The organism is Rhizobium vallis, assembly GCF_003985155.1.
GTDB classification, from domain to species: Bacteria; Pseudomonadota; Alphaproteobacteria; order Rhizobiales; family Rhizobiaceae; genus Rhizobium; species Rhizobium vallis.
The window spans coordinates 475,905-488,909 of sequence record NZ_ML133687.1; the positions used below are offsets into that span (position 1 = coordinate 475,905).

Here is a 13,005-nt window from a genome sequence, read left to right on the forward strand (position 1 = left end):
GGATCACGGCCTGCGGACCGCAAGCCGTGATCCTTTGCATTTGCAGTCCACCTGGAGGTGAGCATGTTTTTTGTGACCCCGGCTTACGCTGAAGAAGCACCGGCGGCAGCGACCGGCACGGATGCGCATGCCGCTCCGGCCGCAGGCGAGGTCCATACCGAGACCGGCGTTCCCGCAGGCGAACACGCCCGTGGCCCGTTCCCGCCTTTCGATTCGACGACCTACGCGTCCCAGCTGCTCTGGCTGGTGATTACGTTCGGCGTCTTCTACCTCCTTATGCAAAAGGTTATTGCACCGCGCATCGGGGCCATCCTCGACCAGCGCCATACGCGCATCTCCCAGGACCTGGAAGAGGCAAGCCGCCTGAAGGCGGAAGCTGACGCCGCCGTCCGGACCTATGAAGGTGAGCTGGCCGCTGCTCGCGCCAAGTCACATGCGATTGGCTCTGCCGCGCGCGACGCCGCCAAGGTCAAGGCCGAAGAGGATCGCCGCGCTGTCGAGGCGAGCCTTTCGGAAAAGATCAAGGCTGCCGAAGCTCGTATCGCCGACATCAAGGCGAAGGCTTTCGCCGACGTCGGCACTATTGCCGAAGAAACAGCCTCTGCCGTCGTCGAACAGCTGATTGGCGGCACCGCCGCCCAGGCAGATGTCGCCGCTGCCGTCGCGGCTGCCAAGAAGGAGGCTTGATCGATGGAATTCTTTGATGCAACTTTCTTCGCCTTTGTCGGCCTCGTCCTCTTCCTGGCGCTGGTCGTCTACCTGAAGGTTCCGGGCATGATGGCGAAGTCGCTGGACGACCGCGCCGACCAGATCCGCAACGAACTGGCTGAAGCCAAGCGCTTGCGCGAAGAGGCCCAGCACCTGCTCGCCGAATACCAGCGCAAGCGCAAGGAAGCTGAAGCCGAGGCGGCTCATATCGTTGCCGCCGCCGAGCGCGAAGCGGAAATGCTGACCACTGAGGCGAAGAAGAAGACGGAAGAATTCGTCGCCAACCGTACGGCGCTGTCCGAGCAGAAGATCAAGCAGGCCGAAGCCGATGCGATGAAGGCGGTCCGTTCCGCCGCCGTCGATCTGGCGATCGCGGCAGCAGAAACGGTGCTCGCCAAGCAGGCTGATGCCAAGGTCCAGTCCGAGCTCTTCGGCAATGCCGTCGGCCAGGTCAAGACGCGGCTCAACTGAGCGGTATCGAATGAATGATAGGGAAAAGGCCGGGCATGTCCCGGCCTTTTTCTTTTGAACGCGCTATTCCGAGATCAGCTCGTCCATATCAGGGCCGTCCTCGCCTTTGCGCAACGGTCTGAAGCTCATCCGGTGCAGGGAGCAGGGGCCATGCTTCTCGATGCCGGCGCGGTGCTGCGCCGTGCCGTAGCCCGCATGCGCGGCAAAACCATAGTCCGGAAATACAGCATGCGCCCGCGCCATCATCCGGTCGCGGGTCACCTTGGCGACGATCGAGGCGGCGGCGATCGACACTGAACGGGCGTCACCCTTCACCACCGCCTGTCCCGGGCAGTCGAGGCCGGGCGGCACGTCGAGCCCATCGGTCAGCACGTAGCTTGCCGGAATGGCGAGGCTGCAGATGGCGCGGCGCATGGCGTCGAGGCTCGCTTTGCGAATGTCGGTCTCGTCGATGCGCGTCGAGCTGGAGGAGGCGATGGAGACGGTCGCTGTCGCCAGAATCTGCACAAAGAGTTCTTCCCGCCGTTGCGCCGAAAGCTGCTTGGAATCGTTGAGGCCTTCAGGGATGCGCTTCGGGTCGAGAATGACGGCAGCGGCCACGACAGGTCCGGCCAACGGCCCGCGGCCCGCTTCATCCGCACCGGCGACTGGCCAGTGGCCGGCCTTGCGGGCTTTAAGCTCAAGTTTGAAGTCCGGCACGAGCGGAACCGTGTCGAAAAGCAGGGGAGAATCGGGTGGCGTGCGACGTTTCATGCGGCTGAACCTCGCACGCCAACCCGATTTCCCGCAAGTCCCCGGATCAGGGCGGCGGCCGGGGACGGTCCGGCGGATGGTGGCGGTCAAGGCCATCCGCGGGAATTGCGCTCGGGGCTCAAAAACAGGGCGGTTTCTTGAGATGCCGATGCGCAAGCTGAAGCAATTCCAGGAAAAGTGTGAAGCGGTTTTTCCAGGCAAAGCGCGAAGCGCTTTTGCCGGGAATTGCGTAAAACAAAAGGTTGGAGCGGTTTCTCGTTTCCATGAAAGCCGAACCGCTCCAGCAATCAGAGCAGCGATAGCTGTATGCCGCTGCCGTCCGGCGGCACGAACAGATCGTCGCGCAGCGGCATGCTGCGTCGCGTCAGGCCGAAACGTCTGGCTGCCATTTCAAAGCGGCGGGCGATCTGCCAGGCATAGGGACCGGCTCCTTTCATGCGCTTGCCGAATTCGGCATCGTAATCCTTGCCGCCACGCATCGAGCGCACCAGCGACATCACATGTCGGTAACGATCCGGATAGTGCTGCAGCAGCCAATCGCGAAAGAGCGGGCTGACTTCGAGCGGCAGACGGAGGATGACATAGCTCGCCTCCGCGGCGCCGACAGCCTTCGCCGATTCAAGGATGCGCTCCAGTTCGTAATCGTTTAGCGCAGGAATGAGCGGAGCTGCCATGACAGCCGTCTGGATGCCTGCCTCCGAGAGGGCCCGGATCGTCTCCAGCCGCCGCGGCGGTGTGGCGGCGCGCGGCTCCATCGCCCGGGCAAGCTTGCGGTCGAGCGTCGTCACCGAGATGCCGACGCGCACCAGGTTTTTCCCAGCCATCTCCTGCAGGATGTCGAGATCGCGCAGGATCAGCGCCGACTTGGTGACGATCGACACAGGATGATTCGCCTTGTTCAAGACTTCGAGGATGCCACGCATGATGCGCCATTCCTTCTCGATCGGCTGATAGGGGTCGGTATTGGTGCCGATGGCGATCACACGCACCTTGTAGCCCGGCTTGGCGAGCTCCCGCTCCAGCAGCTTTGCCGCATCGGGTTTGGCAAAGAGTTTCGTCTCGAAATCGAGCCCGGCGGAAAGCCCCATATAGGCGTGTGTCGGCCGGGCGAAGCAGTAGATGCAGCCGTGCTCGCAGCCGCGATAGGGATTGATCGAACGGTCGAAGGGAATATCCGGCGATTCGTTGCGGGTGATGGCTGTGCGCGGTTTCTCGACCTGCACTTCCGTCTTGAAAGGCGGAAGCTCTTCCAGGGTCTGCCAGCCGTCGTCGAAGGTCTCCCTCTGCAACGCTTCGAACCGCCCGGTCGGGTTCAGCCCGGCCCCACGACCACGCCGGCGATCGACTTCGATCCTGAGACCGGAGGACACGATCATCGCATCGGCAATATCTGCCGCATTAGCAGGCTCGAATGCGGCCTGCCCTGCCAGGGACTGCTGTCTCATCGGATTCTCCCGCGGCGGAAAAGCCATTGCCTCCGCCCGTTTTGATGATTAAATTCCTATCGGCAAAAAGAGAACAATGCAAGAACAAAATCAGGGAAACGTTGCTGGCAAAAATTTGTGCGGCGCATTATAGATAGCCGATGTTGACGGTTGTTCTCGAATGTCAGGATCAGGAATCCGAGCTTGCCCAGACCCTGTCGGTATTGGTGACTGGCGCGGTGGAGGGGCTCGTGAGCGATGTGATCGTGCTTGACCACGGTTCGCGCGACGGCACCTCGAGGGTTGCGGACGCGGCCGGCTGCCGGTTCCATTCCGAATGGGATATCAAGGATATCGTCCGGTCAGCCCGCGGCGAATGGCTGCTCTTCGTCGAGCCGGGCGCAAGGCCTCAGGGCGGCTGGATCGATGAGATTTCCGAGTATGTGGCGCTAAACCGGCTGCCCGCCCGCTTTACAGCATCCAGAGGGTATCGTCGGCCCTTTTTCCAGCGCATCGGCCGCGCCGCCCCGCCGCTCGAACTCGGATTTCTGATGCCGAGGAAGCTGGCACTTGCCACGGCCAGAAGCGGTATGCCGCTTGCCGAATTCGTGAAGGGCCAAAAGCCGCGGAAGCTCTCGAGCGAACTGATTCCCTCCTGGGTCGCCCGCGCCGCTCGGTAGATGCCGCGCGTAAAGATGGCGTCCGATACGATTTTGCGCTATAATTTCTCCATGGCGCCGCTGAAGCGCCTCGCTTCGTAGCGGATGGCCATGGAATGCCGGTGGACGGCGGAACAGGTCAGCGGAAGTCTCCTCTTCTGCCGGGTATCCGGCGAAAGGAGGTGCGTCATGGTACGCGGTATGATTTCCGGCCTGCTGGCCGTCATATTGCCGATATCGATGATCGCGCATCCGCATCCGGCAGCATCGCAGATGATGCGCAGTTGCGCAGGCCGATCCGAGATCGTCAATTTCCTGGACAAGAACTTCGCTGAAAAGCTCACGGCAATCGGATTGATCAATGAGAACGCCGTACTCGAGGTTTATGCCGCCGAAAGTGGCACCTGGACCCTCGTCGTAACGGATACTCATGGCGTAAGCTGCGTCCTGCTGTCGGGTGACAGCTGGGATACGATGCCCGTTCTGCCAGGCATTGCCACATAACAATGCTGCCGTTGATTCGTGGAGCGCCTAGAGCCTTTCCGGGTTAGATTGCAGCATTCTGCCGGAGCAGATTTTCGTCAGGGCAAAGGCGATTGGCGACGGGCATACTCCAAGGTACGCCCGAGCCGATCGCCTCTGATCCTGGCGGAAAGATGCCCGGCCCTTCGGGTTGGCTGAAACGGGCCGGCTGATCGACCGGCCGGCTTGGCCGTAGAGCTGGGCTACGACGCGCGCCGGCCGGTCGACCATCCGACTCCGTTTGAGCCAACAGAATGCTGCAATCTAACCCGGAAAGGCTCTAAACAGGCAGTCTATTTCGTTGCGCCGCGTTTCAGGTGTTCGTCCAGACGCGGCATGATCTCGACGAAATTGCACGGCATGTTGCGGTAGTCGAGCTGTCCTTTCAGAATGCCGTCCCAGGCATCCCGGCAGGCGCCGGGTGAACCCGGCAGCACGAAGATGAAGGTGGCGTTGATAACGCCTGCCGTGGCGCGTGACTGGATCGTCGCTGCGCCGATTTTCTCATAGGAGATGCGGTGGAAGATGGCGGAAAAGCCGTCCATCCGCTTTTCAAACAACGGCTCCAGCGCTTCGGGCGTCACATCGCGGCCGGTAAAGCCGGTGCCGCCTGATGTGATGACGACGTCGATGTCTTCTCTGTCTGTCCAGGCCTTCACCCGCGCGGCAATCTCCGCGCGATCATCGGGCACGATCGCTCGGTCGATCAATCTGTGGCCCGCCTCGGTGATCCGCGCCGCCAGCGTGTCGCCTGACTTGTCCGTCTCCGGCGTACGCGTGTCCGAGATCGTGAGAACCGCAATACCGACGGCGATGAAGGACCGCTTTTCGTCCGGACCTGCCATCACATGCCTCCCGAAATCGTTTCCGTCGCATGGAAATACCAGTCGGGCCGCTCGCCGTGAAGAGCGGCAGCCGCATCTTTTGCGGTAGTCATGGTCGCAAAGATCCCGAAACAGGTGGCGCCGGAACCGGACATGCGGGTCAAAAGCGCGCCGCTGGCCTGCAGCATCGCCGAGATCGCTGTAATTTCAGGCACGAGTTCGCGCGCCGGCGGCTCCAGGTCGTTGCGGGCAGCACCAATCGCCGTGAGCCAGTCGGCAGCCCCGAGCAGGCCGGGAGCCAGGCTCAGGGCCGGATTATCCTTTGTCGCCAGCCGGCGGAAAACGTCAGGCGTCGACACACCCTTCAACGGATTGGCGAGCACCATGGCGAAGGCGGGCAGATCCGGCACGAGCTCGATCTTTTCGCCGATGCCGCGGGCAATCAGCGGCCGGCTTTCGATACACATCGGCACGTCGGCGCCGAGCTTCAATGCGAGTGCGGCAAGCGCCTCTTCGGGCAACGTCGTGCCCCAGAGCCGCATCAGCCCGCGCAGGGCTGCTGCCGCATCGGCGGAACCGCCGCCGATGCCGGAAGCGATCGGCAGGTTCTTTTCCAAGTGAATATGGACGGGGAAGGCGGGTGCGCCGATCGCCTCCCGCAGCAGATCACGCGCCTTCAGCACCAGGTTCGTGCCGCTGTCACCGGTGAGCGTTCCGGCAAAACGACCCGACAGAGTGAACACATCGGTCTGCGATGGCGCGAAGCTCAGGCGGTCACCATGACCTGTGAAGGTCACCAGCATGTCGAGCAGGTGATAGCCATCCGGCCGCTGGCCCGTCACATGCAGGGCCAGGTTGATCTTCGCGCGAGCTTCTTCGATGACACTGAACGCGCCGGCCAAGCCCTCTTCAGGCATGGTCTCGCCCGTCAGGATTTCTTGTCGACCGGCGGCGGGGTGGCGGGTGCCGGGTCAGGCTGCTTTTTGTCGGCGGCCTTGGCATCGTCGCTGGCGGCCGGCAGGCCGTTGGCGACCTTGTCCTTGATCTTCGGGATCTCGGCAGCTTCGGGCTCGGAGGCAAGCGCCCGGTTCCACTGATAGACAGCCTCGAGCTTGCGCCCAACGCGCCAATAGGCATCGCCGAGATGGTCGTTGATCGTCGCGTCGCCGGCCTTGATCTGTGCGGCCCGCTCCAGCTCGTCGACGGCATCGTCGAAGCGATTGAGCCGGAAATAGGCCCAGCCGAGCGAATCGATGATGTAGCCGTCGTCAGGGCGAAGATCGACGGCCTTCTTGATCATACCAAGGCCTTCGTCGAGGTTCCGGTTCATGTCGATCCAGGAATAGCCGAGATAGTTCAGCACCTGCGGCTGGTCGGGATTAAGCTCTAAGGCCTTACGGAAGTTCGGTTCCGCCTGGTCCCACTTCTTCAGCCGCTCATAGGCAATGCCGCGCTGGAAGAAGACGCTCCAGTTGGCACGGCCGGGAAGGGGGCCGATCACTTCGACGGCCTTGTCGTAATTGGCGGCCATCGCCTCGTAGTCCTTGGCGTCGGACAGTACGCTGCCATAGGCGAGATAGCTGCGGATGTCCTTCGGGTCGGAGGCGATCAGAGCCTGCAGATGCTTGCGCGCCTCGTCCACCTTGCCGCCCTGGGCAAGGGCAAGACCGAGCTGCAGCTCGGAGATACGCCGCATCGGCGAATTGTCAGGCACTTTCTTGTAGAGCGCGATGGCGCGATCCATCTGGTTCTGCTTCTCGGCAATACCGCCGAGCAGCACCAGCGTATCGGCGCTGTTCGGGTCGAGGGCATTCGCCGTTTGCAGATAAAGCGAGACGATGTCCTCGGCGCCGTCGCGGTTCAGCGCGCCACCGACGGAGAAGAGCACGCCGGCGGCCCCTTCTTCGGCCGTCTTCACCTGCTGCTCCTGCTTCTCATCCTTTTCGATGCTGTCGCGCAGCGCATTCAGCGGCGCATAGTTTGGCAGCAGGTTGTCGCCGACGGAAACGGCGTCGAGCGCCTTCTGCTTGTTGCCTTGCGTGGCTTCCAGGCGGGCAAGCGCCATCACAGCGCGCATGAAGGTGTCGGGCGCCGTCGCACCCCCTTCCTTGTCGAGCACGGCATCGTTCAGATGCTGGCGGGCGGATTTCACGTCGCCGGTGACGATGGCGATCGCGCCGGCATTGTAATTCTGGAAGATGCGGAACCAGTCCGGTCCCTTCATCTTCTCGACCATGGCGAGCGCTTCCTTGCCGCGGTCGGCGCCGACGCGGGCCCAGGCAAGCAGCAGGTCGTTCATCATCCGGTCGAGATCGTTTGGCCCCTTGTATTTCAGAATGGTCTCGGCGGTCTTGTAGTCGCCGCGGCGCACGGCATCCATGCCGCGCACGATCGTGGTGATGCGCTCGACGGAAGGATCGCCCTTCAGGTCATTGGCATATTTGACGCCGTCCTTGATATCGCCGTTGAGCAGCAGCGAGATCATCAGCCGCTGGCGAATCTCGGGATTGCCGGGCTCGATCTGCAGTGCCTTCTTGTAGAGCTCGATCGCCGTTTCGTAATCGTGATCGACATCGGCCGTGCGCGCGGCAAGGAAGGCGCCGGAGAAGGTCGTGACGCTGTCGGCATCGAAGTTATCGGTTTTCGGGGCATCGCCGGCCTTGGCCGCATCCTCGGCACTCACGCCGCCGACACCGCCGAGCGAAAGGACAGCCACTAGCGCTGCGCTCGTAAGAAGACGGATGGCAAATCTCTGCCGCATTAGGAAACCTTTCTTCGAGAGCGTCCCGGCCATGGTGCCGGTCGCAAAACCAGTTGCGATCACTGATTCATAACAGGATGGCTTTTTTGAAGCGCCGCCGCAAGAAAATCAGACTGCAATCGAAGGCCGTCGATTAATTGACGCGCTCGATGCAGAAATCGATCACTTCCATCAGGGCGGATTTCCATACCGTGTCGGGAAGCGGCGCAAGCGCGTCCCGGGCGATCGTGCCATAGTGGACGGCGCGGCCGATCGTATCGCCCAGCGTGCCGTATTTGGTGATCAGCCCCAGCGCCTTTTCCAGGTTGGCATCGGTGCTGTTGCCGGCCTCGATCGCATCGCGCCAGAAGGCGCGCTCGTCTTCGGTGCCGCGGCGATAGGCGAGGATGACGGGCAAGGTGATCTTGCCCTCGCGGAAATCGTCGCCGACATTCTTGCCGAGATCGGCCGCCTTGCCGCCGTAATCAAGCGCGTCGTCGACCAGCTGGAAGGCCAGCCCAAGATTCATGCCGTAGGATTTCAGTGCGTTGCGGCCGGATTTGCCGGCATCGGCGACGATCGGCCCGACTTCGGCGGCAGCCGCAAAGAGAGCCGCCGTCTTGGCGCGGATGACGGATAGATAGTCGTCCTCGGTCGTCTCCATGTTCTTGGCGACGGAAAGCTGCAGCACTTCGCCTTCCGCGATCACGCAGGCTGCGGAAGACAGGACGTCGAGCGCATCGAGCGAACCGACATCGACCATCATGCGGAAAGCCTGGCCGAGCAGGAAGTCGCCCACCAGCACGCTTGCCTGGTTGCCCCAGATCATCCGCGCCGTCGATTTGCCGCGGCGAAGATCGCTTTCGTCGACGACGTCGTCATGCAGCAGCGTTGCCGTGTGCATGAACTCCACCGATGTCGCGAGTTTGATGTGGTTTTCGCCCCTGTAGTCGAACAGCGAGGCGGAAGCCAGCGTCAGCATCGGCCGCAGCCGCTTGCCACCGGACGAGATCAGATGGTTCGCCACCTCGGGGATCATCTGCACGTCAGAGCCGGCCTTGGACAGAATGAGCTGGTTCACCCGCTCCATGTCGGCCTTGGTGAGATCGACCAATGGCTTTATGGATGCCAGTTTGTTTTTGCTTTCTTCAAGCGGTATGACCACGCCCAACGACCCGGACTCCTGTTCATTCATTACAGCTGACAATAGAAAGGGGCGATGGACGCGGCAAGGGGTGAATTGTCGCGCCGGGCGAAATTGGAAGGAAAATGACGGCAAATGCATGAACTTATCCGTGCCAACGATCCCGTTCTTCTCTCCTTTGCCGAGAGCTTGATGAAGGATGCGGGAATTCACTGCTTCATCGCCGATCAGGGCATGAGCGTGTTGGAGGGTTCGCTCGGCATGCTGCCGCGCCGCCTGCTGGTCGATGAAGAAATGGCCGATCAGGCGCGCCGCATCCTCATCGATGCCGGTCTCGGCGGTGAGCTGCGCGAGAGGAAGTGAGCCGGTGATGACCGGGAAACCCGCCGACACCATCGACGCCTTCCACCGCGGCGCCTTCCACGTGGTGCAGCCGAAGGGCAGGGGCCATCGTTCAGGCATGGATGCGATGCTGCTTGCAGCCCTCGTCTCCGACGATCGCGCCGTGAGGGTTGCCGATCTCGGCTCCGGAGCTGGTGCCGCCGGCCTTGCCGTCGCCTCGCGCCTTGCCGATGTCGAGGTTGTGCTGTTCGAGCGTTCGTCCGAGATGGCCGATTATGCCCGCCGCAGCATCCTCTTGCCCGGCAATACCCATATCGCCGGCCGTGTCAGCGTCGTCGAGGCCGATGTGACGCTGACCGCCAAGGCGCGCAACGATGCCGGCCTCCTCGACGAGAGCTTCCACCATGTCATCATGAACCCGCCGTTCAACGATGCCGGCGACCGGCGCACGCCGGATGCGCTGAAGGCTGAAGCTCACGCGATGACCGACGGACTGTTCGAAAGCTGGATACGCACGGCGGGCGCCATCATGATCCCGGGCGGGCAATTGTCGCTGATCGCGAGGCCCCAATCGATCGCCGAGATTATCGATGCCTGTGGCCGGCGCTTCGGCGGCCTCGAGATTACATCAATCCATCCGCGTGACGGTGAAAACGCCGTCCGCATTCTGGTGACGGCGATCAAAGGATCGCGGGCCCGGCTGTCGCTGCGCGCGGCCCTCATCATGCACGAAGAGGGGAGCCACAAGTTCTCCCCTCTCGTCGACGATTTCAACAATGGCCGGGCGGCCTATGCCAGGCTCTAGGCTGAATTGCTTCAGCCCGTAACGAAGTCGAAGAGCAGCTTGACGTTCAGCCCGGCGATCACGATCGCGATCAGGTAGGCGATGCCGCTCAGCCAGCGCGGCGCTACGAGCTCGCCCATCTTGGCCTTGCTGGCGGTGAACATGACAAGCGGGAAGACGGCGAAGGAAAGCTGCAGGCTGAGCACCACCTGCGTCAGGATCAACAGCTCCGCCGTGCCCTTGTCGCCATACCAGATGGTGACGATCGCCGCCGGCACGATGGCGATGGCGCGGGTGATCAGCCGGCGCATCCAGGGCTTCAGCCTGATTTTAAGGAAGCCTTCCATGACGATCTGACCGGCGAGTGTCGCTGTCACGGTCGAGTTGAGGCCGCAGCAGAGGAGCGCGACGCCGAACAGTGTCGGCGCGATGGCGAGCCCCAGCAGTGGCGACAGCAGCGAATAGGCATCGCCGAGTTCGACGATGTCGGTCTTGCCGTGCGCATTGAAGGCGGCGGCGGCCAGGATCAGGATCGAGGCGTTGATCAAAAGCGCGAAACAGAGTGCGAGCGTCGAGTCGATCGTCGCATAGGTCAGCGCCTCCTTCTTCTCGGGAACCGTATGGCCATAGGCCCGCGTCTGCACGATGCCGGAATGGAGGTAGAGATTGTGCGGCATCACGGTCGCACCGAGAATGCCGAGCGCCAGATAGAGCATCTCCGGATTGGTGGCGATCTCGGTCGTGGGGAAAAAGCCGGTGAGGACAGCGCCCCATTGCGGGTCGGCGAGCAGGATCTGCACACCGAAGCAGACCGCGATGACGCCGAGCAGCGTGATGATGAAGGCCTCCACCCAGCGGAACCCGAGCTTCTGCAGGAGGAGAACCACGAAGACGTCGAGCGCGGTGATCAGCACGCCGAGTTCGAGCGGAATGCCAAGCAGCAGGTTCAGGCCGATCGCCGTGCCGATCACCTCGGCGATGTCGGTGGCGATGATGGCGATTTCGGCAAAGGCCCAGAGCGGCACCGAGACATATCTGGGAAAGGCGTCGCGGCAGGCCTGCGCGAGGTCGCGGCCGGAGGCGATCGCCAGACGCGCGCAGAGCGATTGCAGCACGATTGCCATCAGGTTGGAAAGCAATGCGACGGTCAGCAGCGCATAGCCAAATTTCGAGCCGCCGGCGAGCGAGGTCGCCCAGTTGCCGGGGTCCATGTAGCCGACGGCGACCATGTAGCCCGGCCCGGCAAAGGCCGCAGCCCTTCGCCATCTCGAGCTGTGACGTCCAGTTCCGACGGTGCGGTAGACATCGGACAGCGATGCCTCTCCGCGCTCGTGCCGCCAGCCGCTTCTTGCATTCGGATTGAGGACGTCCATGCGATTTTCACCTGTTTTATCGTGAGGGCACTATGACGGATTAGAATGATAATGCAAGTCATTCGCAACAAGAAAATCAATCCGACGTTTTGAAGAACGCAGCCATTGCGTTTGCCGTTCCAGCGCATACATGGATGCCGATCGCAAACTGCGATCGTGCGACCCGAAGCGAAGGATGGGAAATGGCCGGATTCTTGAGAAAACTGCTGCCGAAACGGTTCCGCAAGGACGGCATCACTATCCCGGTCGTCCGGCTGCAGGGGGCGATCATCAGCGGTGGCGGCCAGTTCCGGCCGACCCTCAATCTCGCCAATGTCGCGCCGGTTCTGGAAAAGGCCTTCGCCATGAAGGACGCGCCGGCGGTCGCCATCTCCATCAATTCGCCGGGCGGCTCGCCGGTGCAGTCACGCCTTATCTTCACCCGCATCCGTGAGCTTGCCCGCGAAAAACAGAAGAAGGTGCTTGTTTTCGTCGAGGACGTCGCTGCCTCCGGCGGTTACATGATCGCCCTTGCCGGCGACGAGATCATCGCCGACGCCACTTCGATTGTCGGTTCGATCGGCGTCGTCTCCGGCGGTTTCGGTTTTCCCGAACTCCTGAAAAAGATCGGCGTCGAGCGTCGCGTCTATACGGCGGGCGAAAACAAGGTGATCCTCGATCCTTTCCAGCCGGAAAAGGAGAGGGATATCGAGTACCTGAAGAGCCTTCAGCTCGAAATCCACCAGGTCTTTATATCGATGGTGCGCGAGCGTCGCGCCGGCAAGCTGAAGGACGATGCGACGGTTTTTTCCGGCCTGTTCTGGAGCGGCACGCGTGGCCTCGAGCTCGGCCTCATCGATGGCCTCGGCGACATGCGCCAGGAGTTGAAACGGCGCTATGGTCAGAAGACCAAGCTGGAGCTCGTCACCGCCGGCCGCGGCCTGCTTGGCCGCCGTATCCCGGGCGTATCGCCGGTCTCACTCGAAGGCGCTGCATCCGGCCTCGCGACGGGGCTTGTCGAAGCGGCGGAAGAGAGAGCATTGTGGAGCCGTTTCGGGCTTTGAAGGGAGCAAGAGAGGGTCATGCCGCAGCTAATTACCATTCTGATCCTGGTCTTCTCAGCCTGGTGGCTCTACCGCCGCTTCGTCGCCGATGCCCGCAAGCTCGCCGAAAAGTCGCGCCGTGCTGAAAAGGAGCGCGAGACCGGCGCAATTGGCACCCTCGTCAAGGACCCGGCGACGGGAGAATATCGTCTGAAGCGCGAGGGGGAATAAAAGACGTC

Annotated in this window: 15 protein-coding genes; 8 read left to right on the forward strand and 7 right to left on the reverse strand. The window is 62.2% G+C overall.

Annotation, left to right across the window (positions count from 1 at the left end; all coding sequences use genetic code 11):
• Positions 1-63 precede the first annotated feature (63 nt).
• Positions 64-687 carry a F0F1 ATP synthase subunit B gene (locus tag EFQ99_RS07420; RefSeq protein ID WP_126920282.1) on the forward strand — a complete coding sequence of 208 codons (624 nt, stop codon included), beginning with the start codon at positions 64-66 and terminating at the stop codon, positions 685-687.
• A 3-nt stretch (positions 688-690) separates the two neighbouring features.
• A complete protein-coding gene (locus EFQ99_RS07425; RefSeq protein WP_126920284.1) occupies positions 691-1,179 on the forward strand; it encodes a F0F1 ATP synthase subunit B in 489 nt (162 codons plus the stop codon).
• A 63-nt stretch (positions 1,180-1,242) separates the two neighbouring features.
• Here the strand turns inward: EFQ99_RS07425 and EFQ99_RS07430 are convergent, their stop codons facing one another.
• Both EFQ99_RS07430 and EFQ99_RS07435 read right to left on the reverse strand, forming a co-directional pair.
• Complete coding sequence (locus tag EFQ99_RS07430; RefSeq protein ID WP_126920286.1) at positions 1,243-1,932, reverse strand: ribonuclease HII; 690 nt, start codon at positions 1,930-1,932, stop codon at positions 1,243-1,245.
• A 287-nt stretch (positions 1,933-2,219) separates the two neighbouring features.
• The gene (locus EFQ99_RS07435; RefSeq protein WP_126920288.1) at positions 2,220-3,377 is read right to left on the reverse strand and encodes a PA0069 family radical SAM protein; all 1,158 of its coding nucleotides are present in this window, start codon (positions 3,375-3,377) and stop codon (positions 2,220-2,222) included.
• 140 nt (positions 3,378-3,517) lie between these two features.
• Here EFQ99_RS07435 and EFQ99_RS07440 point away from each other — a divergent pair, with 140 nt between their 5' ends.
• Both EFQ99_RS07440 and EFQ99_RS07445 read left to right on the forward strand, forming a co-directional pair.
• A complete protein-coding gene (locus EFQ99_RS07440; protein WP_126920290.1) occupies positions 3,518-4,036 on the forward strand; it encodes a glycosyltransferase family A protein in 519 nt (172 codons plus the stop codon).
• Between the two features lie 168 nt (positions 4,037-4,204).
• Positions 4,205-4,519 carry a hypothetical protein gene (locus EFQ99_RS07445; RefSeq protein WP_126920292.1) on the forward strand — a complete coding sequence of 105 codons (315 nt, stop codon included), beginning with the start codon at positions 4,205-4,207 and terminating at the stop codon, positions 4,517-4,519.
• Positions 4,520-4,830: 311 nt separating this feature from the next.
• On the opposite strand, the gene moaB is transcribed toward EFQ99_RS07445, so the two are convergent.
• The 4 genes from moaB to EFQ99_RS07475 form a co-directional block, all read right to left on the reverse strand.
• Complete coding sequence (gene moaB / locus EFQ99_RS07460) at positions 4,831-5,382, reverse strand: molybdenum cofactor biosynthesis protein B (RefSeq protein WP_126920294.1); 552 nt, start codon at positions 5,380-5,382, stop codon at positions 4,831-4,833.
• Positions 5,382-6,278: a 4-(cytidine 5'-diphospho)-2-C-methyl-D-erythritol kinase gene (locus EFQ99_RS07465; RefSeq protein ID WP_126920296.1), complete on the reverse strand. Its 897-nt coding sequence runs from the start codon at positions 6,276-6,278 to the stop codon at positions 5,382-5,384. The genes moaB and EFQ99_RS07465 overlap by 1 nt, the downstream gene beginning before the upstream one ends.
• 11 nt (positions 6,279-6,289) lie before the next feature.
• Positions 6,290-8,122, reverse strand: a complete 1,833-nt coding sequence (locus tag EFQ99_RS07470; RefSeq protein ID WP_126920298.1) for a tetratricopeptide repeat protein — start codon at positions 8,120-8,122, stop codon at positions 6,290-6,292.
• Between the two features lie 133 nt (positions 8,123-8,255).
• Positions 8,256-9,272, reverse strand: a complete 1,017-nt coding sequence (locus EFQ99_RS07475) for a polyprenyl synthetase family protein (RefSeq protein WP_126920300.1) — start codon at positions 9,270-9,272, stop codon at positions 8,256-8,258.
• Positions 9,273-9,380: 108 nt separating this feature from the next.
• On the opposite strand from EFQ99_RS07475, the gene EFQ99_RS07480 reads away from it, so the two are divergent.
• Entirely contained in the window at positions 9,381-9,608 is a 228-nt protein-coding gene (locus EFQ99_RS07480; RefSeq protein WP_008536951.1) for a putative signal transducing protein, read from the forward strand.
• Positions 9,609-9,615: 7 nt separating this feature from the next.
• Positions 9,616-10,392: a tRNA1(Val) (adenine(37)-N6)-methyltransferase gene (locus EFQ99_RS07485; RefSeq protein ID WP_126920302.1), complete on the forward strand. Its 777-nt coding sequence runs from the start codon at positions 9,616-9,618 to the stop codon at positions 10,390-10,392.
• 11 nt (positions 10,393-10,403) lie between these two features.
• Here the strand turns inward: EFQ99_RS07485 and EFQ99_RS07490 are convergent, their stop codons facing one another.
• A complete protein-coding gene (locus EFQ99_RS07490; protein ID WP_126920304.1) occupies positions 10,404-11,744 on the reverse strand; it encodes an Nramp family divalent metal transporter in 1,341 nt (446 codons plus the stop codon).
• A gap of 182 nt (positions 11,745-11,926) precedes the next feature.
• Here EFQ99_RS07490 and EFQ99_RS07495 point away from each other — a divergent pair, with 182 nt between their 5' ends.
• Together EFQ99_RS07495 and EFQ99_RS07500 are read left to right on the forward strand one after the other, a co-directional pair.
• Positions 11,927-12,787: a S49 family peptidase gene (locus EFQ99_RS07495; protein ID WP_126920306.1), complete on the forward strand. Its 861-nt coding sequence runs from the start codon at positions 11,927-11,929 to the stop codon at positions 12,785-12,787.
• An 18-nt stretch (positions 12,788-12,805) separates the two neighbouring features.
• Positions 12,806-12,997 carry a hypothetical protein gene (locus tag EFQ99_RS07500; RefSeq protein WP_126920308.1) on the forward strand — a complete coding sequence of 64 codons (192 nt, stop codon included), beginning with the start codon at positions 12,806-12,808 and terminating at the stop codon, positions 12,995-12,997.
• The last annotated feature ends 8 nt before the right edge of the window (positions 12,998-13,005 follow it).

What these genes read in the sequence shown, in the direction of transcription:
- EFQ99_RS07420 (WP_126920282.1), top strand. Translation starts at nt 64, where the DNA reads ATGTTTTTTGTGACCCCGGCTTACGCTGAAGAAGCACCGGCGGCAGCG.
- EFQ99_RS07425 (WP_126920284.1), top strand. Translation starts at nt 691, where the DNA reads ATGGAATTCTTTGATGCAACTTTCTTCGCCTTTGTCGGCCTCGTCCTC.
- EFQ99_RS07430 (WP_126920286.1), bottom strand. Translation starts at nt 1,932, where the DNA reads ATGAAACGTCGCACGCCACCCGATTCTCCCCTGCTTTTCGACACGGTT.
- EFQ99_RS07435 (WP_126920288.1), bottom strand. Translation starts at nt 3,377, where the DNA reads ATGAGACAGCAGTCCCTGGCAGGGCAGGCCGCATTCGAGCCTGCTAAT.
- EFQ99_RS07440 (WP_126920290.1), top strand. Translation starts at nt 3,518, where the DNA reads ATGTTGACGGTTGTTCTCGAATGTCAGGATCAGGAATCCGAGCTTGCC.
- EFQ99_RS07445 (WP_126920292.1), top strand. Translation starts at nt 4,205, where the DNA reads ATGGTACGCGGTATGATTTCCGGCCTGCTGGCCGTCATATTGCCGATA.
- moaB (WP_126920294.1), bottom strand. Translation starts at nt 5,382, where the DNA reads ATGGCAGGTCCGGACGAAAAGCGGTCCTTCATCGCCGTCGGTATTGCG.
- EFQ99_RS07465 (WP_126920296.1), bottom strand. Translation starts at nt 6,278, where the DNA reads ATGCCTGAAGAGGGCTTGGCCGGCGCGTTCAGTGTCATCGAAGAAGCT.
- EFQ99_RS07470 (WP_126920298.1), bottom strand. Translation starts at nt 8,122, where the DNA reads ATGCGGCAGAGATTTGCCATCCGTCTTCTTACGAGCGCAGCGCTAGTG.
- EFQ99_RS07480 (WP_008536951.1), top strand. Translation starts at nt 9,381, where the DNA reads ATGCATGAACTTATCCGTGCCAACGATCCCGTTCTTCTCTCCTTTGCC.
- EFQ99_RS07485 (WP_126920302.1), top strand. Translation starts at nt 9,616, where the DNA reads ATGACCGGGAAACCCGCCGACACCATCGACGCCTTCCACCGCGGCGCC.
- EFQ99_RS07490 (WP_126920304.1), bottom strand. Translation starts at nt 11,744, where the DNA reads ATGGACGTCCTCAATCCGAATGCAAGAAGCGGCTGGCGGCACGAGCGC.
- EFQ99_RS07495 (WP_126920306.1), top strand. Translation starts at nt 11,927, where the DNA reads ATGGCCGGATTCTTGAGAAAACTGCTGCCGAAACGGTTCCGCAAGGAC.
- EFQ99_RS07500 (WP_126920308.1), top strand. Translation starts at nt 12,806, where the DNA reads ATGCCGCAGCTAATTACCATTCTGATCCTGGTCTTCTCAGCCTGGTGG.